General features: G+C 62.2%; 22 protein-coding genes and 1 pseudogene. 9 read left to right on the top strand and 14 right to left on the bottom strand.

The features are described 5' to 3' along the window. The first annotated feature begins 173 nt into the window (after positions 1 to 173). Positions 174 to 527, top strand: coding sequence for a hypothetical protein (locus MPC4_RS04325; protein WP_134486066.1), 354 nt, complete (start codon positions 174 to 176; stop codon positions 525 to 527). 157 nt (positions 528 to 684) lie between these two features. Here the strand turns inward: MPC4_RS04325 and MPC4_RS04320 are convergent, their stop codons facing one another. Next, a complete protein-coding gene (locus MPC4_RS04320; protein WP_425312417.1) occupies positions 685 to 1,254 on the bottom strand; it encodes a CreA family protein in 570 nt (189 codons plus the stop codon). Between the two features lie 319 nt (positions 1,255 to 1,573). Here MPC4_RS04320 and MPC4_RS04315 point away from each other — a divergent pair, with 319 nt between their 5' ends. Continuing rightward, positions 1,574 to 2,683 (top strand): DUF2865 domain-containing protein, encoded by a 1,110-nt coding sequence (locus MPC4_RS04315; RefSeq protein ID WP_174511440.1) that lies wholly within the window; start codon positions 1,574 to 1,576, stop codon positions 2,681 to 2,683. On the opposite strand, the gene MPC4_RS04310 is transcribed toward MPC4_RS04315, so the two are convergent. Next, positions 2,646 to 4,007, bottom strand: a complete 1,362-nt coding sequence (locus MPC4_RS04310) for a glutamate--tRNA ligase (RefSeq protein WP_174511439.1) — start codon at positions 4,005 to 4,007, stop codon at positions 2,646 to 2,648. The two genes, MPC4_RS04315 and MPC4_RS04310, sit on opposite strands and share 38 nt — an antisense overlap. A 107-nt stretch (positions 4,008 to 4,114) precedes the next feature. Between MPC4_RS04310 and MPC4_RS04305 the strand changes: the two genes are divergently transcribed. Both MPC4_RS04305 and MPC4_RS04300 read left to right on the top strand, forming a co-directional pair. Next, a complete protein-coding gene (locus MPC4_RS04305) occupies positions 4,115 to 5,254 on the top strand; it encodes a ceramide glucosyltransferase (RefSeq protein WP_174511438.1) in 1,140 nt (379 codons plus the stop codon). 134 nt (positions 5,255 to 5,388) lie between these two features. Further along, positions 5,389 to 5,952 (top strand): peroxiredoxin, encoded by a 564-nt coding sequence (locus tag MPC4_RS04300; protein WP_244628836.1) that lies wholly within the window; start codon positions 5,389 to 5,391, stop codon positions 5,950 to 5,952. 41 nt (positions 5,953 to 5,993) lie between these two features. Here the strand turns inward: MPC4_RS04300 and MPC4_RS04295 are convergent, their stop codons facing one another. The 7 genes from MPC4_RS04295 to MPC4_RS04265 form a co-directional block, all read right to left on the bottom strand. Beyond that, positions 5,994 to 7,724 carry an NAD+ synthase gene (locus tag MPC4_RS04295; RefSeq protein ID WP_174511437.1) on the bottom strand — a complete coding sequence of 577 codons (1,731 nt, stop codon included), beginning with the start codon at positions 7,722 to 7,724 and terminating at the stop codon, positions 5,994 to 5,996. Between the two features lie 161 nt (positions 7,725 to 7,885). Next, entirely contained in the window at positions 7,886 to 9,274 is a 1,389-nt protein-coding gene (locus tag MPC4_RS04290) for a class II 3-deoxy-7-phosphoheptulonate synthase (protein ID WP_174511436.1), read from the bottom strand. A gap of 215 nt (positions 9,275 to 9,489) precedes the next feature. Further along, on the bottom strand, positions 9,490 to 10,086 hold the full coding sequence (locus MPC4_RS04285; RefSeq protein ID WP_210253594.1) for a GNAT family N-acetyltransferase: 597 nt from the start codon (positions 10,084 to 10,086) through the stop codon (positions 9,490 to 9,492). Positions 10,087 to 10,242: 156 nt separating this feature from the next. Next, a complete protein-coding gene (gene gor, locus MPC4_RS04280) occupies positions 10,243 to 11,664 on the bottom strand; it encodes a glutathione-disulfide reductase (RefSeq protein ID WP_174511435.1) in 1,422 nt (473 codons plus the stop codon). Positions 11,665 to 11,794: 130 nt separating this feature from the next. Beyond that, complete coding sequence (locus MPC4_RS04275) at positions 11,795 to 12,349, bottom strand: DUF2059 domain-containing protein (protein ID WP_174511512.1); 555 nt, start codon at positions 12,347 to 12,349, stop codon at positions 11,795 to 11,797. A 107-nt stretch (positions 12,350 to 12,456) separates the two neighbouring features. Then, positions 12,457 to 13,176, bottom strand: coding sequence for a ribose-5-phosphate isomerase RpiA (rpiA, locus tag MPC4_RS04270; protein WP_174511434.1), 720 nt, complete (start codon positions 13,174 to 13,176; stop codon positions 12,457 to 12,459). Positions 13,177 to 13,292: 116 nt separating this feature from the next. Then, positions 13,293 to 13,694: a hypothetical protein gene (locus tag MPC4_RS04265; protein ID WP_174511433.1), complete on the bottom strand. Its 402-nt coding sequence runs from the start codon at positions 13,692 to 13,694 to the stop codon at positions 13,293 to 13,295. A 181-nt stretch (positions 13,695 to 13,875) separates the two neighbouring features. On the opposite strand from MPC4_RS04265, the gene MPC4_RS04260 reads away from it, so the two are divergent. Together MPC4_RS04260 and MPC4_RS04255 are read left to right on the top strand one after the other, a co-directional pair. Next, positions 13,876 to 14,574, top strand: coding sequence for an HAD-IA family hydrolase (locus MPC4_RS04260; RefSeq protein WP_174511432.1), 699 nt, complete (start codon positions 13,876 to 13,878; stop codon positions 14,572 to 14,574). Positions 14,575 to 14,734: 160 nt separating this feature from the next. Continuing rightward, a complete protein-coding gene (locus MPC4_RS04255) occupies positions 14,735 to 14,893 on the top strand; it encodes a DUF3309 family protein (protein ID WP_174511431.1) in 159 nt (52 codons plus the stop codon). 181 nt (positions 14,894 to 15,074) lie between these two features. On the opposite strand, the gene ettA is transcribed toward MPC4_RS04255, so the two are convergent. Continuing rightward, positions 15,075 to 16,727: an energy-dependent translational throttle protein EttA gene (gene ettA / locus MPC4_RS04250; protein ID WP_174511430.1), complete on the bottom strand. Its 1,653-nt coding sequence runs from the start codon at positions 16,725 to 16,727 to the stop codon at positions 15,075 to 15,077. 368 nt (positions 16,728 to 17,095) lie between these two features. Between ettA and MPC4_RS04245 the strand changes: the two genes are divergently transcribed. Continuing rightward, complete coding sequence (locus MPC4_RS04245; RefSeq protein WP_174511429.1) at positions 17,096 to 19,228, top strand: P-loop NTPase family protein; 2,133 nt, start codon at positions 17,096 to 17,098, stop codon at positions 19,226 to 19,228. Beyond that, positions 19,225 to 19,707 carry a cyanase gene (gene cynS, locus MPC4_RS04240; protein WP_134486050.1) on the top strand — a complete coding sequence of 161 codons (483 nt, stop codon included), beginning with the start codon at positions 19,225 to 19,227 and terminating at the stop codon, positions 19,705 to 19,707. Before MPC4_RS04245 ends, cynS begins: the two co-directional genes overlap by 4 nt. A gap of 64 nt (positions 19,708 to 19,771) precedes the next feature. Here the strand turns inward: cynS and MPC4_RS04235 are convergent, their stop codons facing one another. The 3 genes from MPC4_RS04235 to MPC4_RS04225 form a co-directional block, all read right to left on the bottom strand. Continuing rightward, the gene (locus MPC4_RS04235) at positions 19,772 to 21,424 is read right to left on the bottom strand and encodes an OFA family MFS transporter (protein WP_244628835.1); all 1,653 of its coding nucleotides are present in this window, start codon (positions 21,422 to 21,424) and stop codon (positions 19,772 to 19,774) included. A gap of 136 nt (positions 21,425 to 21,560) precedes the next feature. After that, positions 21,561 to 22,769: a cupin domain-containing protein gene (locus tag MPC4_RS04230; RefSeq protein ID WP_174511427.1), complete on the bottom strand. Its 1,209-nt coding sequence runs from the start codon at positions 22,767 to 22,769 to the stop codon at positions 21,561 to 21,563. 150 nt (positions 22,770 to 22,919) lie between these two features. Then, entirely contained in the window at positions 22,920 to 23,150 is a 231-nt protein-coding gene (locus tag MPC4_RS04225) for a hypothetical protein (RefSeq protein WP_174511426.1), read from the bottom strand. Between the two features lie 211 nt (positions 23,151 to 23,361). Between MPC4_RS04225 and MPC4_RS04220 the strand changes: the two genes are divergently transcribed. Further along, a complete protein-coding gene (locus tag MPC4_RS04220; RefSeq protein ID WP_134486047.1) occupies positions 23,362 to 24,210 on the top strand; it encodes a LysR family transcriptional regulator in 849 nt (282 codons plus the stop codon). Between the two features lie 74 nt (positions 24,211 to 24,284). Here MPC4_RS04220 and MPC4_RS04215 read toward each other — a convergent pair. After that, positions 24,285 to 24,411, bottom strand: a pseudogene (locus tag MPC4_RS04215) (IS5/IS1182 family transposase); the annotation flags it as partial.

Raw genomic sequence — 24,411 nt, 5'->3', positions numbered from 1 at the left:
GATAATCGTCCGGTCAAGCCCGATCATATGGATCATCGCAGCCGTATAGGCGCGCTGACGCGGCCGCGTCAAGTTTTTCGCGTCATTCAGGGCTCAAAGGCGCGCGGGTTAACGCATTTTTCAAGCGCATTTGAGAGGATTGATTCAAGGTCATTAGCCGCCGCGAGCGCTCCATGTCATCCATTACACTCCCTTCCATTGCCCCCGGCCGCCGCCGGAAACTGTTTCGCGGCGTGCTTTTCCTCATCAGCGGCGCTCTGGCGCTTTTCGCGCTCGGCATTTCGGCAAGGGCCGCGCCAAGCCATGTTCTGATCATTCCTCCGGACGACGGCTATGGGTTCGAGGAATGTCTCATGACGAAATCGGCCTGCGGGACAATCGTTGCGGACGCCTGGTGCGAAGCGAACGGACTCAAGGCGTCCAAGGCCTTCGGCCGCACCGAAGATTTCGCGGCGATCGCCGGCGAAGAGAAGCCGGAGAACATCGGCCCCGGCGCGTTCTTTGTCGCCTGCGGCGACAAGATCTGATTCGCCGAACTGAGATTCACCCGATCATTCGAGACAGCGCTTTTGGCCTGCCTGACTTGGCCTCCAAAGAATTGGCCTCCAAAGAATTGGCGGCAAAAGGCGGATCCCGAAACAGCCCGGGATTCAGCGGCCTCCTGAGAACAAGAGGCAATCGCGCTCAACCTTTGAGAAAATCGCCGCATTTCGGCGCGTCGGCGGCGGCGCCCCAGGGCATGACAGGCACGGTCGACGTCGAGTTCTTCGGCGAGCCCTCAACGAGCTTGTCGCTATAAACCATATAGACGAGCACATTGCGCTTGGCGTCGCAGCCGCGCACGATCTGCATGCGCTTGAAGATCAGCGAGCGCCGCTCGCGAAAAACCACGTCGCCCTGCTCGAATTTATCCTTGAATTTGATCGGGCCGTATTGGCGGCAGGCGAGCGAAACGTCCGAGACCTCTTCGGCGACGCCGAAAGCCCCCGCGATGCCGCCCTTTTCTGGAGTGGTATAATAACAGGCGACGCCCTCAACCAACGGATCGTCGATAGCGTAAGTCGCCAGCTTATCATTGGGCGTCAAAAGCTTGAAGGTGGTCGATTTACGGAAAATCAGATCCGGATCGTCGGAACCTGCGAGCACGGGACCGGCGAAAAGGCTTTGCGCCGCGAGCGCGCAGAGCCCGAGAGCGAGAAGTCGGAGCATTGTTGAAAACATGAGCGTGGGCTTCTCCGCGGAGATAAAATCCATAGCGGCCAAATCGACATCGGTCTTGGCCGGATCGAAAGCAGACCGGCCCAATATGGCCCGTCACGCCCGTCACAGGAAGGGGCGGTGCGGCGGCGCGCATGCTGGAGCGTCGCCAAATCGCCTTTAAGGCTGTAAACAGCGCATCAGAAGCTCCTGCATGGTCATGGTAACACCACGATGACGTGACAAAGCGGCGAATCTGGCGCAATTGCCGCCTGGAAGCAGCGAGCCGAATGGGTTTGGGCGCCCGGCGGCGGAAGGGCGTGGCGTCGCCGGTCGCGGCCTCGCTTGGCGCGAGAAAAGGTGCGATAGGGTTTTGATGATCGATGTGTCCGGCTTTCACGGTTTTCCCGCGCGATGGTTGAACAAATCCAGCCGGTTTTCGCGCGCCGCGGTGGCGATTATGGGCCTCGTCTGCCTTGGCCAAGGGGCGCTGGCGCAAAATTATGATTGCGCCGGATTGCAGGCGAAGATCGCCGAACTCGATCGCGGCGGCGGCGGCTCCCGCGGTTCCGGCCCCTCCCGCCAGCAGATGGCCGAACTTGGCCGCCTGACGACCTATGCGCGCTCGCTCGGCTGCGATCGGCCGGAGATCGCCTTTTCGGGCGGCGGCGGCGGACGTTGTCCCAGCCTTAACGCGCAGATTCTCCAGTTGCAGGCGACCATTGGCGTGGCGCAGGCGGGCGGCGGAGCCGCCGACCGCGCCGCCGCCAGAGCTGATCTCGTAGCGAAGTTCAACGCCTATTGCCGCAACCAGGCGCCGCCGCCGCGCCAGCGCGGCTTTTTCGAGCAGCTTTTCGGCATTCCGAGCGCTCCCGAGACGCAGCCGCAGCCGGGGACTGGCCCCTATGACGACAATGGCCGGGAGAGCGATGAGGAGCAAAAGGCGCATGGCGGATCGCAGGCCGTCTGCGTGCGCACCTGCGACGGCGGCTTTTTCCCATTGAGCATTTCCGCTCGCAACGCAGATCACGAGCAACTGACCAATCTGTGCCAGGCGCTGTGTCCCAATGCGACGGTCGCCGTTTACACACGCGTGCCGAGCAATCAGATCGACACCGCCGTCTCGCTCGATGGCGAGCCTTATTCGGAAATGCCGAACGCCTTGAAATTCCAGAAGACCTTCGATCCAAGCTGCACATGCAAGCCGCCGGGACAATCCTGGGTCGACGCGCTCGCTGGCGCCGACCGCGTGCTTGGAGGAGAGCGCAAGGGGGATATCCTGGTGACGCCGGAAAAATCAGTCGAACTCTCGACCCCGAAAAGCGCTCCAAGGAGCCAGGTCAACCTCGATGGATCTCTGACGCCCGCGCCTTTGGCGAGCATCCCTCAAAGCCTGCCCAAAACACAGAGCGCGGATGTGACGCGAGAGGTGATCGGCCCCGATGGGGTCAAGCGACGCGTCCGGATAGTCGGGCCGACGCTTTGATTTTGCCGATGAGCGGCAAGAGCACGGCGAGTTCCGGGCCATTCTCCTGTCCTGTCAGGGCAAGACGCAACGGATGGAACAGCGCCCTGCCCTTGCGGCCGGTGCGCTCCTTCAGCACTTTGATCCACTGCGCCCAGCTCGTTTCGTCGAACGGCTCTTCAGGCAGGCTGGCGGCGGCTTCGCGCAAAAAATCAGGATCGAGATCAGGGGCGCTCATTGGTTCGATTTCGCCTTCGACGACGCGCCACCAGTCGATGACGTCGAGGAAGGTCGAGAGATTGCCGCGCACCGCGAGCCAGAATGGCTGCGCCTTATAGCCGGCGATGTCATGAGCGGCGAGCCGCTCGCGCACCGACTCAAAGCTCAAGCCATGCAGCGTGCGGGCGGACAGGGCGACGAGTTCAGCCGGATCGAAACGCGTCTGCGTGCGGGAAATCTGCTTCAGATCGAGCGCCGGGAGAAGCTCATTCAGCGATCCGATCGGATGCAGCGCTGTCGAGGATCCGATCAGCACAGCCGCGGCGGCGACAGCGAGCGATTCGACGCCGGCGTCGCGCAAGCCGCCGATCGAAAGGGCTCCGCTGCGCTTCGACAAGCCCTCGCCGCTGACCGACGACAAGAGATTGTGGTGGGCGAAATCAGGCGCCGAACCTTCGCCGGCCAGAGCCTCGAAGAGCTGAATCTGCACCGCGGTGTTAGTGACATGATCCTCGCCGCGAATGATCAGCGTGACCGTCTGATCGATGTCGTCGACCACGGAGGGCAGCGTATAGAGGTAGCTGCCGTCCTCGCGAATGAGCACGGGATCGGACAGCGAGGCCGAATCAATATGGCTCTCGCCGCGCACGAGATCGTCCCAGCGGATGATTTTATGATCGAGTTTGAAGCGCCAATGCGGCCGGCGCCCCTCAGCCTCGAGCCGTTTGCGCTCCTCCAGCGTTAGCGTGAGGGCGGCGCGATCATAGACCGGCGGCAGACCGCGCGCCTGCTGACGCTTGCGCTTGCGGTCGAGCTCCTCCGCGCTCTCGTAACAGGGATAGAGCCGTCCGGACGCGCGCAACCGTTCGGCGGCTTCGTCGTAAAGCGCAAATCTCTGCGACTGGCGCAGCACGACATCGGGAATGACGCCGAGCCACGCAAGATCGACCTCAATCGCCTGTGCGTATTCTTCTTTTGATCTTTCCACGTCAGTGTCATCGAAGCGAAGAATGAATTCGCCATGATGCTTTTTTGAAAAAAGGAAATTCAATAATGCGGTTCGCGCGTTACCGATGTGAATGGCCCCGGTCGGAGAAGGCGCGAAGCGGACGATGGGATGCGACATCACTTTCCTGACGTGGTGCGGGATGGAACGCGCTTCATACGCGCCCGCCTCAACTTTATAAGACTTATTTGTTGCCCCTCAAGGAAGGCTAGCTCGGGAGTGCGCACATGACGTCAATTTATGCGGCGGCCTTTTTCTGCCTTGTCCTGATCAGCCTCAATATCCTCAGTATCGGGATTGCGATGGCGCGGGCAAGACCGCCACGCCGCCCCCTGCCCGCCCCTGAGGCGGCTCCCGGCGTCAGCATCGTCCGTCCGGTGTGCGGCCTCGACAATTTTTGCGACGAAACGCTTGGATCGAGTTTTTCGCTCGATTATCCGGTCTATGAGCTGATTTTCTGCGTCGCGCGGGCGAATGATCCGGTCGTTCCGCTCGTCCGGCGCCTCATCGCCGCCAATCCCGCAATTCCGGCGAAGCTCATCATCGGCGACGAAAAAGTGAGCCAGAACCCCAAGCTCAATAATTGCGTCAGGGGCTGGGACGCCGCGGCGCATGAATGGATCATCCTCGCCGACGCCAATGTGTTGATGCCGAAAGATTATGTCCAGCGCATGCTGGCCAGTTTCGGGCCGACGACCGGCCTTGTCTGCTCGATGCCGCTTGGCTCGCGCCCGCAAAACCTCTGGGCCGAGCTTGAATGCGCCTTCCTCAACAGTTTCGAGGCGCGCTGGCAATATGCCGGCGAAACGCTCGGCGGCGGCTTCGCGCAGGGCAAGAACATGCTGTGGCGGCGCGATGTGATGGAGGCCGGCGGCGGCATCAGGGCGCTCGCCGCCGAGATCGCCGAGGACGCCGCCTCGACGAAACTGGTGCGCCGTCAGGGCCTTATCGTCAATCTGGTCGACAGCCCCTTCGAACAGCCGCTTGGCTTTCGCGGCCTGCGCGACGTCTGGATGCGGCAGGTGCGCTGGGCGCGCATGCGGCGCAAGACTTTTCCACTCTTTTATGCGCCGGAGATTTTCGCCGGCAGCGCGCTGCTTCTGCTGGTCGCCGCTTACGCCGCCTACGCCGTCGGCGGCAGCATCGCCGCCGCGCTGATCGCCGTCTCTCTCGCCTGGTATGTCCCCGAGGCTTTGCTGGCGCGCTCCGTCGGCTGGCATTTTTCCTGGCGCATGCCGTTCATGTTCATCCTGCGCGACCTGATGCTGCCGGTGATCTATGTCGACGCCTGGTTTGTTGATAATTTCGTCTGGCGCGGCAATGAGATGAGCGTGCGCGAGGAAGAGCCGAGCGTCGGCAAGGGGTGAACGAGCGTTTGGGGCGCCGTTTGGCCGTGCTCCGACAGCTTTGATTGGACCGAACGCGCATCTATGGGTCATATGGCGGGGCGTTCGGCTCTCTGTTGGCCGCCTCTGCGCGTTCGCGACAAAAGGATGCCGCCTTGAAGCCCTCGACCCTTTTCCTTTCCCTTTTCTTTGGCCTTTTCGCCACCGCCGCCATGGCGGCCCTGAAGCCGGGAGACGCCGCGCCAGACTTCACCGTAGCGGCGGCGCAAGGCGGCAAGGTGTTTGAGTTCTCCCTTGCCGAAGCCTTGAAGAAGGGCCCTGTAGTCCTCTACTTCTACCCAAAATCATTTACGAGCGTCTGCACGGTCGAGGCGCATGAATTCGCCGAAAGCATCGAAGATTTCGCGGCGGCGGGCGCGAGCGTCATCGGCGTTTCGAGCGATGGCATCGACGTTCAGCGCGAATTTTCGAGCAAGGAGTGCCGCGACAAATTCCCGGTCGGGGCGGACCCAAGCTTTTCGGTCATCAAAGCCTATGACGTCGCCTTCACGATTCCGGGCGCCGGGGCGGCCTTCGCCCATCGCGTTTCCTTTGTGATTTCGCCAGAGGGAAAGATCATTTCCACTTTAGCCGACAATGGCGCGGAAAAACACATTGAGAACGCGCTCGCCGCCGTGAGGAAATGGCGCGAGGAGCATGGCGAGGAGCATGGGAAGTAAAGGCCGGGGCATCTGTAAAAGTTCAGCTCCCTGGCTCCTCCCTAAATTGCGTCATCCGTCGGCGCGAAACCCCGTCCGCTCGGTCCCTCTTGCGGCGCGACAGCGGGGCCGCCGGCGTCGCGGAAGCGGTTGAGGATCGGATAGCGCCTGTCGCGGCCGAAATTCTTCCTCGTGACTTTCACGCCCGGCGCCGACTGGCGGCGCTTATATTCGGCAAGATAGAGCATCCGCTCGATGCGTTTCACCGTCTCGAGATTTTGGCCCGCGGCGACGAGGTCCGACACCCGCATTTCCTTCTCGACGAGACCTTCGAGGATCGCGTCGAGCTCTTCATAGGGCGGCAGCGAATCCTGATCTTTTTGGTTCTCCCGCAGCTCCGCCGACGGCGGCTTGATGAGAATATTTTTCGGGATCACCTCGCCGGCAGGCCCCAGCGCGCCCTTCGGGACAAAACGGTTGCGCAGGGCGGCGAGCCGGAACACCTCCATTTTATAGAGGTCCTTCAGCGGGTTGAAGCCACCATTCATGTCGCCATAAATGGTGGCGTAACCGACGGACAGTTCCGACTTATTGCCGGTCGTCACCAGCATCGCGCCGAATTTGTTGGAAACCGCCATCAAAATCGCGCCGCGCACACGGCTCTGGATGTTTTCCTCCGTAAGGCCCGGCGTCGTCCCTTGAAAGATCGGGCCGAGCGCCGTTTCAAAGCCGGCGACGACCGGCTCGATCGGCACAATATCGTAGCGCACGCCAAGCGCGCGGGCGCAAGCCTCGGCGTCCGCGAGAGAGTCCTTCGAGGTGTAGCGATAGGGCAGCATCAGGCAATGCACGCGCTCGGGACCAAGCGCATCCACCGCCATCGCCGCGCAGAGGGCCGAATCGACGCCGCCTGAAAGCCCGAGCACGACGCCGGGAAAACCATTTTTATCAACATATTCGCGAAGGCCGAGGACGCAGGCGGCGTAATCGGCCTCCTCGCCCTGCTCGACCTGGACTTTCGGGCCTTCGACGCAGACAAAACCTTTGGGGCCGCGCCGCCAGACCGTTTTGGCGACCGTCGATGTGAAAGCTGGAAGCTGAAAAGCGAGCGTGGCGTTAGCGTTCAGCCCGAAGGACGCGCCGTCGAAAACGAGTTCGTCCTGGCCGCCAACCTGATTGAGATAGATCAGCGGCAATCCGCTCTCGACGACGCGGGCGACGGCCGCGGCGAGCCGTTCGTCGCTCTTGCCGCGCCAATAGGGCGAGCCGTTCGGCGAAAGAAGGATCTCCCCGCCGGTCTCGGCGATGCATTCGACCGGGTCCGGCCCCCAGATGTCCTCGCAGATCGGCAGGCCGATGCGCACGCCCCTGAAGACGATCGGCCCCGGCATGGGGCCGGCCGCGAACACCCGCTTTTCGTCGAAGACGCCATAATTCGGCAGGTCCACCTTGAAGCGCACGGCCTCGATGCGGCCCTTGTCGAGCAAGGCGTAGGCGTTGTAGGTGCGCCCATCCTCGACAAAAGGCAGGCCGACGAGGATCGCCGGACCGCCATCGGCGGTGTCGCGGGCGACGTCCTCGCAGGCAGCGCGGCAGGCCTCAAGAAAGGCCGGCTTGAGGACGAGGTCTTCCGGCGGATAGCCCGCGATGAACAGTTCGGAAAACATCAAAAGATCGGCGCCGAAAGCGGCGGCCTCCGCACGCGCGGCGCGGATGCGGGCGACGTTGCCGGCGATGTCGCCGACCGTCGAATCGATCTGGGCGAGGCCGATGACGAGGCTGTCTGCGATCATCGAAGGACGCGGGCGCCCAAGATCATCGCGCAACCCGCGGAGCGCGCGGCGCGGCCTGTTTGGCCGGGCGCCCTTTGCTTATGCGAACCGGCCTCCTCTTCGCCCGGATAGACTCCAGGCGAAGAGGACCGACTGAAAGAAAATTCCATTTGGCGCCCTGACTACTCGGCGGCGGCCTGCGCCGCGAGGCCCCGGCCGATGCGCTCGGCCTTGAGGAGTTCGGCGATCAGGAAAGCGATCTCGATCGCCTGCTCCGCATTGAGCCGCGGATCGCAATAGGTGTGGTAGCGATCATGCAGATCGGCTTCAGAGATCGCCCGCGCGCCGCCGGTGCATTCGGTCACGTTCTTGCCAGTCATTTCGAGGTGCACGCCGCCGGCGTAGGTCCCCTCGGCCTGATGCACCGAAAAGAAGGTGCGGATTTCGCTGATGATCCTGTCGAACGGCCGCGTCTTGAAGCCGGACGCCGCCTTGACCGTATTGCCATGCATCGGATCGCAGGACCAGACGACGCTGCGCCCTTCCTTCTTCACCGACCGAATGAGCGTTGGCAGATGGTCCGCGGCCTTATCCGCGCCAAAGCGGCAGATCAGCGTCAGCCGCCCCGGCTCATTGGCGGGATTCAAAATGTCGAGCAGGCGGATCAGTTCATCGCCGCTGAGCGAGGGACCACATTTGAGGCCGATCGGATTTTTCACCCCGCGCGCATATTCGATATGCGCATGATCCAACTGGCGCGTGCGGTCGCCGATCCAGATCATATGGCCGGAGGTCGCGTAATGATCGCCGGTTGTCGAATCGACGCGCGTCAGCGCCTCCTCGAAGCCGAGCAGCAGGGCCTCATGCGAGGTGTAGAAATCGGTCTGCCGCAATTCCTGATGCGATTCGGGGTCGAGCCCTATCGCGCGCATAAAACCGAGCGTCTCGGTGATGCGGTCGGCAAGCTCCTGATAGCGCGCCGATTGCGGGCTGTCCTTGATGAAGCTCAGCATCCAGCCATGCGCGTTTTCGAGATTGGCGTAGCCGCCAGTCGCGAAGGCGCGCAGCAGGTTCAAGGTCGCCGCTGATTGGCGATAGGCGTCAAGCTGGCGCACGGGGTCCGGCACGCGCGCCGCCGCCTTGAATGCGATGTCGTTGACGATATCGCCGCGATAGCTCGGCAGGGAGACGCCGCCAACGGTCTCGTCAGGCGCCGAGCGGGGTTTTGCGAACTGGCCGGCGATGCGGCCGACCTTGATCACGGGCAGAGCGGCGGCGAAGGTCGCAACGACGGACATCTGCAGGAAGACGCGAAAGAAATCGCGGATATTGTCGGCCGAATGTTCAGCAAAGCTTTCGGCGCAGTCGCCGCCCTGCAGAAGGAAGGCTTCGCCATTGGCGACTTTACCGAGCATGCGCTTCAGCTTGCGCGCCTCGCCGGCGAAGACGAGCGGCGGAAAGCCGGCGAGCTGCCTCTCGACGTCGGCCAGCGCGGCGGCGTCGGGATAAGCGGGCGATTGCTCGATTGGCTTGCCTCTCCAGCTGGAGGGCGACCAATTATCGGCGGACATTTTTGTACTCCCGGACGGCCATTCGCCGCCGTGTGATTGTCGCATTGATAATCTTAGGCCTCAGACCGCGCCAAAGGCCGCGGATCCGAGCCGAACAGATCGGCATCTATAACGGCGCCTCCTAACATAGGAAACGCTTTTCTAAAATGCTCTAGCAGGCGAAAACCCATTGACGCAAGGCGCCCTGCGCTACCCGGCGCGCGCTTCCGCCGCGCCTATCTGGCTGGCTTGCGAAGCATCGACCAGCATAGGGGCCCGTTCCTGACCTTCCACTCGCCGATGACATTGAAGCCGAGCGAGGCGTAAAAGGGCAGATTGCTCTCGGTCGCCGTTTCCAGATAGGCGGGGACGCCATCGGAATCGGAGCGCAGAAGTCCCGTGCGAATGGCCGCGCTGCCAAAACCTTGTCGTTGCGCTGCGGGGTGACAGCCAGCGATGTGAAGATACCAATGCGCCTCGGAGGGGTGATGCCTGTCGCTGGCTCCGCTGTAGGCGAGCGCGCGGCCCAGCGCGGAACCGGACGCGGCCACCCACGGCCAGGCCTCCTGTATTTTCTCGCGCAGAGAGAGGCGCCCGTGACCCGGCGCCCGCCAGAGGGTCGCCGCCTCGCCGTTGACCGTCATCAAGCGAGCGCCGTTTGCGCCGTCGCCGTCATAAATGACGCCGAAAAAGCCCGGCAGCCGGGCGCGCCGCGCCTCGGGATCGGGGAAGATGAAGCACATGACGGGATCTTCCTGGAACGCGGCTCCAAGCATCGCCGACACGGCGCCTTTGTCCGCAACGGTGCATTGCCTGACAGATAAGTCACCCATCGCTGCGAACTCCATGTCGCCCATCGGCGCGGACCCGCAACGCACGAATCGCCAATCCGACTTTCGGAAGGAAACGGCGCGGGCCGCAAACTGAGACGCCGCTGACAATACCCTCTAAATGCGGACGTTTCACGATTTCCCCGCTTACGCGCTCAACTACGCTTCAACGGCGGCGATGGCGTCAGGCGCCTCGGGGCCCATGGTCGCCCGCTCATAACGGGCCGTGCGCGTGCGCATCGTGACAAGCTCCTCGGCGGAGGTCGGGTGCACCGCGATAGTCGCGTCGAAATCGGCTTTTTTCGCGCCGAGCCTGACCGCGATCGCCAGCAGCTGCGCCATTTCGCCCGCGTCGTCGCCAAGGATGTGCACCCCGAGCACCACATCGGTCGCGCCATCGACGACGATCTTCATGCAAACCTTCTCAGCCCGGCCGGAAAGCGTCGCCTTGAGGGGGCGAAAACTCGCGGAATAGATGTCGACGCAATCATAGATGGCGCGCGCTTCGCTTTCGCTGAGGCCGACTGTGCCGATCTCCGGCGTTGTGAAGACCGCGGTTGGAACATTGACATGAATGACCGCGGTCGGCTTGTCGCCGAAAACGGTGTCGGCGAAAGCGTGGCCTTCACGAATGGCGATCGGCGTCAGCGCGAGGCGGTTCGTCACGTCGCCGACCGCATAGATGGAATCAACGCTGGATTTCGAGAAGGCGTCGACCACGACGGCGCCGAGGCCATCGAGTTCGACACCCGCGGTTTCGAGGCCGAGCCCGGCCGTATGGGGGCGCCGGCCGGTCGCGAGCATCACGTGATCGACGTCGAGATAAATTCCCGAAGTCAGATGGGCGCGAAGGTCGCCGGAGTTCTTTTCGATCCGCGTCGGCAAATGGCTGAAATGAAAATCGACGCCCGCATGGATCAGCGCATCGCGAACGCCGTTACGCAAATCTTCGTCGAAGCCGCGCAAAACATTCTCGCCCCGCGTCGCGATCGCGACCTTGGTTCCAAGCCGTGCAAAAATCGAGGCGAACTCGACCGAAATATAGCCCGCGCCGACGATCAGCAGGCGCCCTGGCAAGGATGGAAGATCAAAGACGTCGTTCGAGGTGATCGCATACTCGCGTCCCGGAATATCAGGGTCGAGCACCGGCGTTCCGCCTGTGGCAATGAGGATTTTTTTGGCGCGCAGCTGGCGGCCGTCCGCCAGAAGGCGCACGGTGTTGGCGTCCTCCACCACGGCCCGGCTGTCGATGGTCAGGACGCCGGCCTTGTCGAGATTGGCGCGATAGATCGCCGACAGCCGCGAGATTTCCTGTTCCTTGCCCGAAACCAGTTTCCGCCAGCTGAAAGACGGGGCGGAAACGGTCCAGCCAAATCCCGCCGCGTCGTCGAAATCGTCCTTGAAGCGGCTGGCGTAGACCATCAATTTTTTGGGAACGCAGCCGCGGATGACGCAGGTGCCGCCGATCCGGAACTCTTCCGCGATGGCGACCCTTGCACCGTAGCCGGCCGCGATCCGCGCGGCCCGGACGCCCCCGGAGCCTGCTCCGATGACAAAGAGATCAACATCGAAATCAGCCATTCTCAACGCCTCCGTAGGCAAAATCGGCGACAAAAGGTTTTGAAGGACTGTCAAGCTGGCGTCCAGCCCGGGTTTCCGGGCGAGGCTCTGAGCCTGTCGCGCGCGAGAGGCGCTTCTTTCGGCGCGATCCCTAGATGTCGTGACCCTTTTTCTTCATCTCTTCGCGCACGCGGGTCATCATGTCGGTCGAGATCTTGCCCTGCCAGCCCTGCATGGCGGTTACGATATCGGTCAAAATGGCTGGCTGCGCCGCCACATAGTTCTTGCCGGCGGTGCTGTTGAAGAAAGCGACGGCGGCGTTGAGATCCGCCTCGCTCAGACGCTTGGCGAAAATTTGCGCGGCGATATCTGTCATTTCGTCGGCCTGCTTTTCAAATTCCGGCCGAAGATTGGTCAAAACTTCCTTGAGATCCTGCACGATTTCCGGCCGCGTCTGCGAGAGCGAGCTGCCGATCTGGTCCACGAACTGCGGTATGACGACGCCGAACGAGCGCGACATGCCAGAGCCGATGACCAGCGCGCGCGCGGCGGCGAGATGAGCCGGAGTGATCGGCGCCGCCGCCGGGGCGGGACTCGCCGGCTGGGCGGGGGCGGGCGCCTTTTGCTGGGCCGCCGCGGGGCAGAGCGTCGCCGCGGCCATCAGAGCGAGCCCAAAGCCAAGCATCAACTCATGTCTCGCGATCATCTTGAGCAACCGGCAATCTCCCAAAGCAAGCCTCAATCTCGAGCGGAATTTGCTCTTCCGATGCGTGTTCGGGAGCCGATGGCCCCGCCCCTCGCCAGAATTATTCGCTATGGCGCTTCGTCAAGCCGGCCGAAAATCTCGACGCCTTCCGGACCCGCGCTGATGACAGCTTTGGCGACGCCGATAAACAGCCCATGCTCCACGACGCCCGGAATGGCGGAAAGACGCCGGGCCAGCTCATCGGGATCTGGCAGCGCGCCGAAATGGCAGTCGACGATGTAATTTCCATTGTCGCTGATAAAAGCTTTTCCTCCGGCGGTCTGACGCGGCCGGATGCTTCCTGTTGCTCCCGTCGCTTCAGCTGTCGCGCGGATCATGCGGCAGGTAACTTCAAGACCGAAAGGAGTGACCTCGACCGGCAGCGGGAATGCGCCAAGGGTTTTAACCTGCTTCGAGGAATCCGCGATGACGATCATCCGTCGTGAGGCCGTGGCGACGATTTTCTCACGCAGCAGGGCTCCGCCGCCGCCTTTGATGAGCCTTAGGCGAGCATCGAATTCATCGGCGCCATCGACGGTCAGATCGAGTTCCGGCACGGAGTCGATCGTCGCGAGAGGGATAAAGAGTTGTTCCGCCTGAGCTCTCGTCTGTTCCGACGTCGGCACGCAGATCACATCGAGCCCCCCCGCTACCCGCGCGCCGAGCAAATCGACGAAATGCCTCGCCGTCGATCCTGTGCCAAGTCCAAGCCTCATGCCCGGCGCGACCAGTTTCAGGGCCTCGGCGGCGGCAAGGCGCTTTGCGGCGTCGGAACTGAAGGCGGTCATCGGCAAATCTCTGGCCTCGGCCGCGCAAGGCTTTTCGCGAGAGACTGCGGCGTCCCAAGCGGCGTAGTCCTTTGCGCATGTTTCCGTCAAGCTTTGCCTTCAGGCTCGTTCGCGCGTCACCGCGCCTGCGGCGTGCAGACGACGGACTCGTTCAAAACATAGCAAATAGACATCATGCCCGTGCGCAGGTCGACGCGGAACACGCCGCCTTCGCGCTCATGCCGCGAGGCGATCAGAGAATATTCGCTCGAAGCCTGCGGGCCGGCGCCCTCCCCTGACGGATAGCAAAGCGTGACGCCGACGGTTCCTTCCTTCAGCCCATATTGGCATGCGCCGATCTCACCCGTCGCGCGGTCAAGGCGGTAGACTCGGTTCAAATCCGTCTCGGGCGCCGCCAGAAACTCGTAATTGGCGGCGAGGGCGGGCGCGGCGGCGCCCATCGCCGCGGCCAGAGCGGCGGCCCGGCAGCCGCGTTTTGACGCGCGCGGTGGTGAAAAAAGAAAATCCAAGACCCGCATATGTGAGCTCCCCGAGCGCCTCTTCACCATTGATTTTGACGCTGTTCTACACCAAATCGCTGGGACATCTAACGTTTCGCCGCTCACGGCGGCGGCGATATGACCAAAACTGTCGCTTGCCTAAAACCCCGCCTTCCCTAAAGGTTCACGACCATATTTCTTCCGGCTTGAGCAGGAGCCCATGACCCAGTCTCTTTCGCCGCGTCCGCTGCTCGTCTTTGATCTCGACGGCACGCTCGCAGACACCGCCGTCGATCTCGTCTCGACGCTCAACGCCCTTCTTACGCGCGAGGGGCTAGCCGCGATTCCCTTCCAGGACGCGCGCTCCATGGTCGGCGCCGGCGCCAAAGCGCTGCTCCAGCGTGGGCTAAAGGCCAATGGCGTCGAAGTGGACGAGATCAAGCTCGATCAGCTCTTTAGCGATTATCTCCTCCATTATGAGGAGCACATCGCCGACGACAGCGTGCTTTATCCGGGCGTCACCGCGGCGCTTGACCGGTTCGAGGAGGCGGGCTGGAGCTTTGCCGTCTGCACCAACAAGATCGAAGGCCCTTCCGTCCTGCTGCTGACCGCGCTCGGCGTCGCCGAACGGTTCAAGGCGATTTGCGGCAAGGACACATTCGCCGTCAGCAAGCCCGACGGCGGAGCTTTGCTGCACACCATCGCCAAGGCGGGCGGCGACCCGCGCCGGGCCATTATGGTCGGCGACTCCAAAACCGACATTGAAACGGCGCGCAACGCCGAAGTGCCGGTCGTCGCCGTCAATTTTGGTTATACGGACCTGCCCGTCGAGACGTTCAAGCCCGACCGCGTCATCGCTCATTTCGATGAATTATGGGAAGCCGTCGAAGAGCTCAGCGCCGCCTTTCACGTCGCTTGAACGTGGCCGCCCAAGACAGGGAGCTTCAAAAAAAAGCCTATTTGCGTCCATGCCTTGCACAAACATTTGAACCAACCTCTGCAGTTTGCGTTAAGCTAGCGCCCTCGGTGATCTGCCACCGGGTGAAGCGCCAGAAAGCAGCCTGGCCGGAGACAAGAGAATGAGCACCCTCCTTATCATCATTATTGTATTGTTAATCTTTGGCGGCGGAGGCGGTTACTACGCGCATAGCCTCTACGGCGGCGCGGGCCTTGGCGGCGTGCTTGGCACGGTTCTTATTATTTTGCTGATCCTCTGGCTTGTCGGCGCATTGCGCTGAATTCACGGCACAAAACGCATGATCCCGGTAAGCGCGTTGCTGGGATCATCAGCCTCCATTTTATTTTGAAGACACTCGAAAACGATGCCGAAAGATTGCAGACTTTTCGGACCCATCATTCGTTAAAATAAAGACTTAAGGAGCGGAATGCAATTTCGCTCCAAAGTCCGGCCGCCGCGAGCTACCGCGAGAACTTCTTATACTTCATCCGGTGCGGGATGAGGCTCTCTTGGCCGAGGCGGCGCTTCTTGTCCTCTTCATAGTCCTGGAAATTGCCCTCGAACCATTCGACATGGCTGTCGCCCTCATAGGCGAGAATATGTGTCGCGATCCGGTCGAGGAAGAAGCGGTCATGCGAGATGATGACGGCGCAGCCGGCAAAATCCGTCAGCGCCTCCTCAAGCGCGCGCAAAGTCTCGATGTCGAGATCATTGGTCGGCTCGTCGAGCAGCAGGAGATTGGCGCCCGATTTCAGCATTTTGGCGAGATGCACGCGATTGCGCTCCCCGCCCGAGAGCTGCCCGACCTTCTTCTGCTGGTCCGGTCCCTTGAAGTTGAACGCCCCTGTATAGGCGCGCGAATTGATCTCGCGCTTGCCGAGATAGATCACTTCGGCGCCCTCGGAGATTTCCTCCCAGACGTTTTTCTTCGGGTCGAGCGAATCGCGCGACTGATCGACATAGCCAAGATGCACCGATTCGCCGACCGTCACCGTGCCCTTGTCCGGCTTTTCCTGACCGGTGATCATGCGAAACAGCGTCGTCTTGCCGGCGCCGTTCGGGCCGATGACGCCAACGATGCCGCCAGGCGGCAGTTTGAAGGTGAGATCGTCGATCAACAGCTTGTCGCCAAAACCCTTCGACAGATGCTCGAAATTGACCACCGTATTGCCAAGCCGCTCGGCCACGGGAATGACGATCTGGCCGGTCACCGCCTGCTTGTCGTTCTGCTTATTGACAAGATCCTCATAGCGCTGAATGCGGGCTTTCGATTTCGCCTGACGGGCCTTCGGGCTCGACGAAATCCAGCCGGCTTCCGCCTCAATAGCGCGCATGCGCGAGGCGTCCTCGCTCTTTTCCTGCTGCAGGCGCTTCTGCTTCGCTTTCAGCCACGCCGAATAATTGCCCTCGTAAGGGATGCCGCGGCCGCGGTCGAGCTCGAGAATCCAGCCCGTCACATTGTCGAGGAAGTAGCGGTCATGCGTGACGATGAGGATCGCGCCCGGATAGGTCCGCAGATGGCCTTCGAGCCAGTTCACCGTCTCGGCGTCGAGATGGTTGGTCGGCTCGTCGAGCAGCAAGAGCTCCGGCTGTTCGAGCAGGAGGCGGCACAGCGCGACGCGGCGGCGCTCGCCGCCAGACAGCTTGTCGACCGGCCAATCGTCCGGAGGACAGCCGAGCGCGTCCATAGCGAGCTCGACCTGCGCGTCGAGATCCCAGAGGCCCTTGGCCTCGATCTCGTCCTGCAGTTTCGTCATTTCATCGGCCGTCTCGTCGGAGTAATTCATCGCGAGATCATTGTAGCGCTCGAGAACGGCCGTTTTCGCCGCGACGCCCTGCATGACGTTGCCGCGCACGTCGAGCGCCGGATCGAGCTGCGGCTCCTGCGGCAGATAGCCGACGCGAGCGCCCTCGGCGACAAAGCCTTCGCCAGTATATTCCTTGTCGATCCCGGCCATGATTTTCAAAAGCGTCGATTTGCCGGCGCCATTGACGCCGAGAACGCCGATCTTGGCGTCCGGATAAAATGACAGATTGACGTTCTCGAGAATCTTCTTGCCGGTGGAGAAGGTCTTGGTCAGACCTTGCATATGATAAATGAATTGCCGCGCCATCAGGGCTCGCATCCGTTGCCAGAGATTAAAGGGTTGGACGCTATGTAAACGCGCAGGGCGCAGGGGTCCAGATAAATGGGGCGCCGCGCGCTTTGGCGACGTCGAAAAAGGAGCGCAAGGGCAAGCTTTGCAAAAAGCATCACGCAAACTTGAGGCGCGCTGCGTCACATTGCCCGCGGATTTCGCCGGATCGCTTGCGCGCGGGCCCGAGCCGGGTCAAGACTTCTTGCAAGGAAGACCCCTGATATTGGAAGTTGCAGGCCTTCGCGATGAAATCGAGCGTTGAAACAACGAGATAGCAAGACTGACCAATTCCGCTCCAAGCGAGGATGGTCTACAATAACTATGCCTCAATAAGGATAAACGCCTTGCCTGACATCGGATTGCGGAACCTCGGAACGATCATTCCCGGCGCGCGTGGCGCGGAGCCCGCGCCAGCCCAGGGAGCCGCCCGCTCGGTCGCGAAGACGGCCGCCGCGCCGGCCGTTGCGGCGGAAGCTGCGCCGCCTGCGGCCGAGGCGCCGATTTTCGCAGCGGATGTCGCGGACGATCCCGCCGCCCTCGCCTCCGACGCGCTGGGGCTCGACGCGCCGCTCAACCTCCTCGCCGAACTCGCGTCGCATCGTCGAACGCAGACGCCCCTCGCGATCGGTCTGCTCGGCCCCTCGGGCTGCGGCAAGAGCGTCGCGCTGAACAAGCTCATTCATGCGATCGAACGCTTGAGCGCGGGCGCGGGGCGCGTCGGCTCAACGCCGTTCCTCGCGAAAATTTTGACGCTTCGCGTCAACGCCGCCGACCTCGATGGGCATCCGGTTCCGGCGCTCGCAAGCGCCCTTTACGCGCGCCTTGCGATCGAAGCGCCAAACCTTGCCATCGAAGCGAGCCAGACCGCGCGCGATCCCGCGCTCGCCGCGCGCGAGGCCTTTGAGCGGCTCGACGCCGCAAGACGAAAGCTCGAGGCAGAGCGCCGCTCGCTCGAGGAGGCGGAGACTCGCCGAGCGAAGCTGGCCGAGACCGTTCTCTATGAGACGCCGGGATCGCAGGTTGACGCTTACGCGAGCCGCCGGCGCAACCGAATCGCCGCGACGATGGCGCGCTTCGGCGTCGCCGGCGATCCTCTGCTCGGCTATAAGGATATGGTGCGCGCCCTCGCCGACAGCCAGGGCGTGTCGCGGACGGGCTTCGCGCTGCAGGCCTTCTGGGGCCTCAAGGGGCAGTCGAAACTGATCGTCACGGCGATCGTCTTCGCGCTGATCGGCTTCGGCCTCGGCCTTGCCTTCGATAATCAATCGACCTGGATCGGATGGCTGCGCACGCAGCCGCAGATGGCGGGCGCGACAGACTGGATCGAGGCTCACGTCGGCTGGCTTCTAACCCTGCGGGGGGCGGCCTTTGTCGCCGCGGCTTTGGCGCTTTTGACCAACATCTGGCGGGGCCTGCGTCTGATCCAGCTGGTGTTTCGCGGCGAAAGCCTGCTTAAGGGCGATCTTTTCGAACGGCGGCGCGAAAGCGACGCATTCTTCGGGCATCAGACGCGCCGCGTGCAGGATTTTGCCGCCGAAGTCGATCGTCTCAGCCGCCACGCCGCCGAGGCGGAGCGGCGGGCCGGCGGTCTTCACTCGGCCAATCCGGCTCTGGCTGAACCATCCCCTTTCCAGACGGACGTTTTAAAGCAGCAGGCCCAGCGCTTCATCGCTGCGGTCGGCGCGCTGGTGCAAAAGCGCGGCGCCGCGCAAGGACGATCGGCCGAGACGCCGCAACGCATCGTCGTCGCGCTCGACAATCTCGACCTTCTTCCGACATCGCGCGCGCGGGACATTCTCGTCCATGTCCGCAACCTTCTCGGGCCAGGTTACGTCAGCCTCATTTCCACCGATCCGCTCCGCTTCGGCGCTGGTTCGCCGGACGACGCGCTGGATCTCGATAAATGGATCCAGGCGCCGTTCCAGGTCGGCGAAATATCCGCGCGGCAGGATTACTCCGCGCAAATCCGCGCCATCATTGGAGGCGCCGCCCCGGACGCCAGGGAGTCGAAGCAGCCAGCCACCCTTCCAGACGCGGCGCGCTCCGTGCTCGATGAGCCGTTGACCGACGACGAGGCGCAGCTCCTCACCGCCCTCGCGCCGCTCGCGGGCCCTTCGGCCCGTGCGGTGAAGCGCTTCGTCAATCTGTACCGGCTTCTGCGCGGCGAATGGCGGGATCGGCCCGAGGAGCGCGGCGCGCTGGCCTTTATGCTGGCCCTCGACGCGGGCGGAAGCCCATCCGACGTCGAGGCCGTCAAAACAGCGCTGCTGGCGCCAGGCGGCGACGCCGCGTTCGATCATTACAAGGTCGGACCCCGGCTTGCTTCGGCGCTCCTCGCTCTTGGCTCCGCGCAGGGACGCCCGAGCATCGACGCCCTGCGCCGAGCCGCCGCCGCGGTTCGAGCGTTCTCATTTCATCCTGCCGACAGGACAGAAGCTTCGAGAAGCCTGCAGGCGTCATGGAGCGATCAATCGTGAAGCGCGAAGAACTGACCGAAAAAATCCTCGACATCAAACGCGAGCACAATTGGAGCTGGAAATATATCACCAGCGAGATCGGCGGCGTATCGGAGATCATCATCGTCGGCGCGCTGCTCGGCCAGATGAAGCTCGTAAAGCCTCTGGCGAGAAAGGCCGCGGCGCTTTTCGGTCTTTCCGAGCTTGAGGAGCGGATGCTGAATGAAGTGCCTCACAGAGGCTCTCCGATGCCTCCGACCGATCCGCTTCTGTATCGCTTCTTTGAAATGGTGATGGTCAACGGTCCGGCATGGAAGGCGTTGATCGAGGAGGAATTCGGCGACGGCATCATGTCGGCGATCGATTTCGATCTGCAGATTGAGCGGGAGCCGAACCCCAAGGGCGATCGTGTGAAGCTCACCATGTCGGGCAAATTCCTGCCCTACAAATATTATGGCGCCGAACAGGGCGTCCCTGAGCTCGGCTATAAGGAAGACTGAGCGCCGCTGAATTTCAAGGAAGACGGACTGGCGTTTTGCCGCCAGCCCTCATTCCCGGACAGGCTTACTGAAACATTTTGGCGGCGCTTTCGAGCGCTTTCCAGACGCCCCAGAGGATCGGAAGTCCGACCAGCGCCCACGGGATCGCCGTCGCCACGCCGAAGCCGCCAACGCCGATGCCGGAAGCGCCCGGCCCTGCCTTCGCAACGGCGCCGCCGGCCGTTGCCCCATGCGCCAGCGGCTCGTCCTTCATGAGCCACTTTTCTTTCACCGGACGAACCAGCGCGTTGCAGACGAGGCCGACCGCCAGGAAACCGGCCAGAATGTACATGGTGCGGTCATAGACCAGCGCCCGGTTGATTCCGGCGGCGATCTGCGCGTCGCGTATATAGCCGATCACCACCGGACCGACGATGCCGGCGGTCGACCAGGCGGTCAGCAAACGCCCGTGGATGGCGCCAACGAACCGCGTGCCGAAAACATCCGCGAGATAGGCTGGCACTGTCGCAAAGCCGCCGCCATACATCGACAGGATGATGCACATGGATGCAACGAAAAGCGCCTTCGATCCCATATGCGCAAAAGTGGGAGCCAAGGCGTAAAGCACGATGCCGAGACCAAAAAAGGTGAAATAAGTCGTCTTGCGCCCGAGCTTGTCGGAGAGCGAGGCCCAGACGAAACGGCCGCCGATGTTGAATAGAGACAACAGCCCGACGAAGCCGGCGGCGATCGTCGCGACGGCTGCTTTCTGCGCCGTATCCAGAGCCGCGAATCCGACGTCGGGATGACCGATGAGCGAGCCTGCGAAGATTTCCTGCAGCATCGGCGACGCCATCGAAATAACGCCGATGCCGGCCGAGACGTTGAGGCAGAGCACCGCCCAGATGAGCCAGAACTGCGGCGTCTTATGCGCGTCCTTCAGATCGACATTGCCGCTCGTGACAAGCGCGCTCTTATGCTGCGACGGAATCCAGCCCGCGGGCAGCCAGTCTTTCGGCGGAACGCGATAGCCGAAGGCTCCGCACAGCATTGCGACGAGATAGATGCCCCCCATCACCGCCATGGTTTGCCAGACGCCGGCGTCGATCGGCGACTTGAAGTGGTTGATCAGAATGTTGGCGAGCGGGGAACCGATCAGCGCACCGCCGCCAAAGCCCATGATGGCCATGCCGGTCGCCATGCCGCGCCGGTCCGGGAACCATTTGATCAAAGTGGAAACCGGCGAAATATAGCCGAGTCCAAGACCAATTCCGCCGATCACGCCGAGGCCCAGCCAAAGAAGCCAGAGCTGGTGGATATAGACGGCATAAGCGCCGATCAGGAAGCCGCCGCCCCAGCAGATCGCGGCGGCGAGACCCGCCTTGCGGGGGCCCGCGCGTTCAAGCCAGCCGCCGAACAAAGCAGCGGACACGCCGAGAACGACAATCCCAACTTCAAAGGTGACGAGAAGATCGCTGACGCGCCAGTCGCAACTCGTCGTGAACAACGCGCTGAAGACGGACATGTCGGGACAGGCGAGCGACTTGTCGTGCCCGAGCGCCCGGGACAGCGGCAGCCAGAACACGCTGAGCCCATAGGCCATGCCGATGCAAAGATGAATGGCGAGAGCGGCGGGCGGCACGAGCCACCGGTTGAAGCCGGGTTTGGCGACAGTGTTTTCGCGCGAAAGAAACCCGGCCTTTTCGACGCCGTGTTCCAGATTCAAGGTCGTGCTCACGTCGGTCCTCCCTGACCATTTGCGCCTTTTTTTTGCGCTGTCGATGCGCATCGTAAGAGAAGGGCGGGCTCGCGACCTGCGAGTCCGCCTCAATCTCAGCCTGGCGTCCTAATTTTAATGCATGCTAGCGAATGGTCTAGACCGGCACAACCGGCGTCTTGCGCTGCGCCAGTTTCTGCAGCGTCGCCACGTCGATGTTGAGATGGGCGGCGACAAGCTCATGCGGCACATTGTTCATCCACGACGCCAGGGAGACGTCGGCGTATTGCGGCGTCGTGAACACTTCGAGGAAGCGCACCGTGTCCTTGCCGATGTTCTGGACATAATGGCCGATCGACTGCGGCACATAGCCGACGTCGCTCGGATGGAACTCCACCGTATTATTGCGGCCTTCGCCATGGAAGACGCCCATGCGCGCCGTGCCGCTGATGTAATATTGCCATTCGTCGGAGAGCGGATGCCAGTGCAGTTCGCGCAGCCCGCCGGGCTCGAGTTCGACCAGCGCGGCCGACATTGTGGTGGCGGGGAAGTTGTTTACGTCGGCGATGCGGACAGAGCCGCCGGCCGACTGGAACACCGGCTTCTGGTCGCCCAGCGGAAACGCATAGGGGTTCGTCACGAAGGGTTGCTGGCTCTCCGCGAGATCATCGGCGAGGCTGCCGGGCACCGGGGCGCCGAAGATCCAGAGATCCTTCTTGGTCGTGTTGTCGAAGGTCGAGGCTGGAACGCCGAAGTTCTTGGCGAGAACCTCTTTTGGCGTGTGATTGAACCAGTCGGTAATCAGAAAGGTGCTGTCTTCCGAGAAATTGCCGTCGTTGAACACGAGAATGAACTCGCATCCGTCAGGCCCCAAACCTTGAATGGAATGCGGCACGCCGCCGGGGAAGAACCAGAGATCGCCTTCCTTGACGTCGGCGACGAAACGTTGCGCGCCGGAATCCACCGCGGTGATCCGGCCGACGCCATAGGTCACGAAGGCCCATTCGGCCGGCACGTGCCAATGCAATTCGCGGACGGCGCCCTTGGGCAGGCGCATGTTGACGCCGGCCATGTTTTTCGAGATCGGGAAATTGCGGACCGTCACCTCGCGCGCCCAGCCAGCGTCGGTATGTCGATTGTGCACCTGCGAGAAGGAATGCCGAAGCGTGCCGAGATTGCCGTGATCGGTCGGCAGTCCCTGCCAGTCATAAGGGTTGGTCGCCGCCTGGGCGGGGTCATGCGGACCCGGATCGCTCATGGCCGCGGCTGAATAGTCTTCGGCCGACGCTCCTGTGGCGGCCGCCGCGGCTACAAGGCCGCCGGCCGCGCCGGTCGCAAGAAGCTTGCGTCGCGAATATAAAGTCATCTTTTGTTCCCTCGTCTTTTCTTGTTGAAGCTTTCAGACTGCAACTGGCTCATTATGGGAGATTGCTTTTGCGAGCTGAACGGGGGCGATCGCGATAAGTGCAATAGGGTTTGCTGATAGCCTGGGCGCGAGACCTGCGACTGCGAGCTGTCAACCCTTCGCCTCGCCGAGCGGCGACGGCGGGCGCTGCGCCCGCTTGACCCCATACAGCCGCCGACCGATGAAGAGCCAAAGCCCGGTCGCCAATAGCAGAGGAAAAGTCAAGCATTGCACGACAGGCAATCCATATCGCCATTCATGCACGGGCGTATAAATGTAAACGAACTGGCAGGCGGCGATGAAAATATGCGTCGTTGACGTCAGCTTGCGGGAAATCATCATGGCGCGCGGCTTCATTCACTGCCAAGCGCGCGAACGCCGCCGACGCGCCCCGGCTGAAGGACGATCGCCTTGCCGTTGTAACATCATCCTGTCCTCCCCTATCTTTTCTTGTTTCGCCTTTCACAGTGTACGGCGATCTATTATTCAGTTTGTGTTGCGCAGCTGAACGCGGATAATCGCGATAAGTGCGATGGGTTTTGCCGATAGCCTTATGCTTGATCCAGTATGTTTGCGGACTTTTCTCGTCATTGCGGAGGGCGCGAGCTTCTCCGAAGCGAGCCGTCGCCTTGGCCTTGGCCAACCAACCGTCAGCGAGCATGTTCGCAAGCTCGAAAAAATGGTCGGCCACCGGCTTTTCATCCGCGATACGCACTCCGTGACCATGACGGTCGAAGGCGAGGCGATGGTGGCTTTCGCCCGCAGCATTATTGAAACGAATGAGAGAGCGACGCGCTATTTTGGCGGAGCCAAACTGCGCGGCCGCCTGCGCTTCGGCGCGTCGGAGGATCTCGTTCAGTCCTGGCTGCCCGATATTCTGGCGGGATTCGTGCAGAACCATCCGCTCGTCGATCTCGAATTCACGATCGCGCTGAGCAACACGCTGATCAACCGGTTCGACGCCGGCGAACTCGACCTCGTGCTCTGCAAGCGCTGGCCGGGCGAGGAGCGCGGCGACCTCATCTGGCGCGACAAACTCGTCTGGGTCGGCGCCGAAAAGTCGCCTTCGACGCCAAACGATCAGGTGCAACTGATCCTTTATCCGCCACCGAGCATCACGCGCTTCATGGCGCTGGCCGCGCTGGAGCGGGTCGGCGCGCCCTGGCGCATCGCCTGCACGAGCGGCAGCCTCAGCGGCCTCGTCGCCGCGACGGAGGCCGGACTAGGCTATATGGCGCATTCGCGAAAGCTGATTCCGAAAGGCCTCGTCGAACGGGCGCCGGTCAATGGCATGCCGATCCTTGGCGATCTTGAATTCGTGATGCTGCGCACGCGCCGCAGTTCACAGGCGCCCGTGGCGGAGCTGAGCGCGGCAATCTGGGCGAAGGGCGAGAAGTTTTGAGGTTGGGAAGCGGAATTCAAGCGTGATCGACGCCAATCGACCCAATCACGCTTTTCCCCGAGACGGTCCGCACTTTAGGTCATCGACTCATTATGGCGCAACCAGATGCGTATTGAGGCGAGCTTGACTCCGGCGAGGAAATTGTCGGCTCGTTTGTCGTAGCGCGTGGCGACGCCGCGGTAGTGCTTGATCTTGTTGAAG

The organism is Methylocella tundrae, from assembly GCF_901905185.1.
GTDB classification, from domain to species: domain Bacteria; phylum Pseudomonadota; class Alphaproteobacteria; order Rhizobiales; family Beijerinckiaceae; genus Methylocapsa; species Methylocapsa tundrae.
Note: the sequence above shows the minus strand (reverse complement) of the source record. Positions and strands in the feature narration are given on the sequence as shown.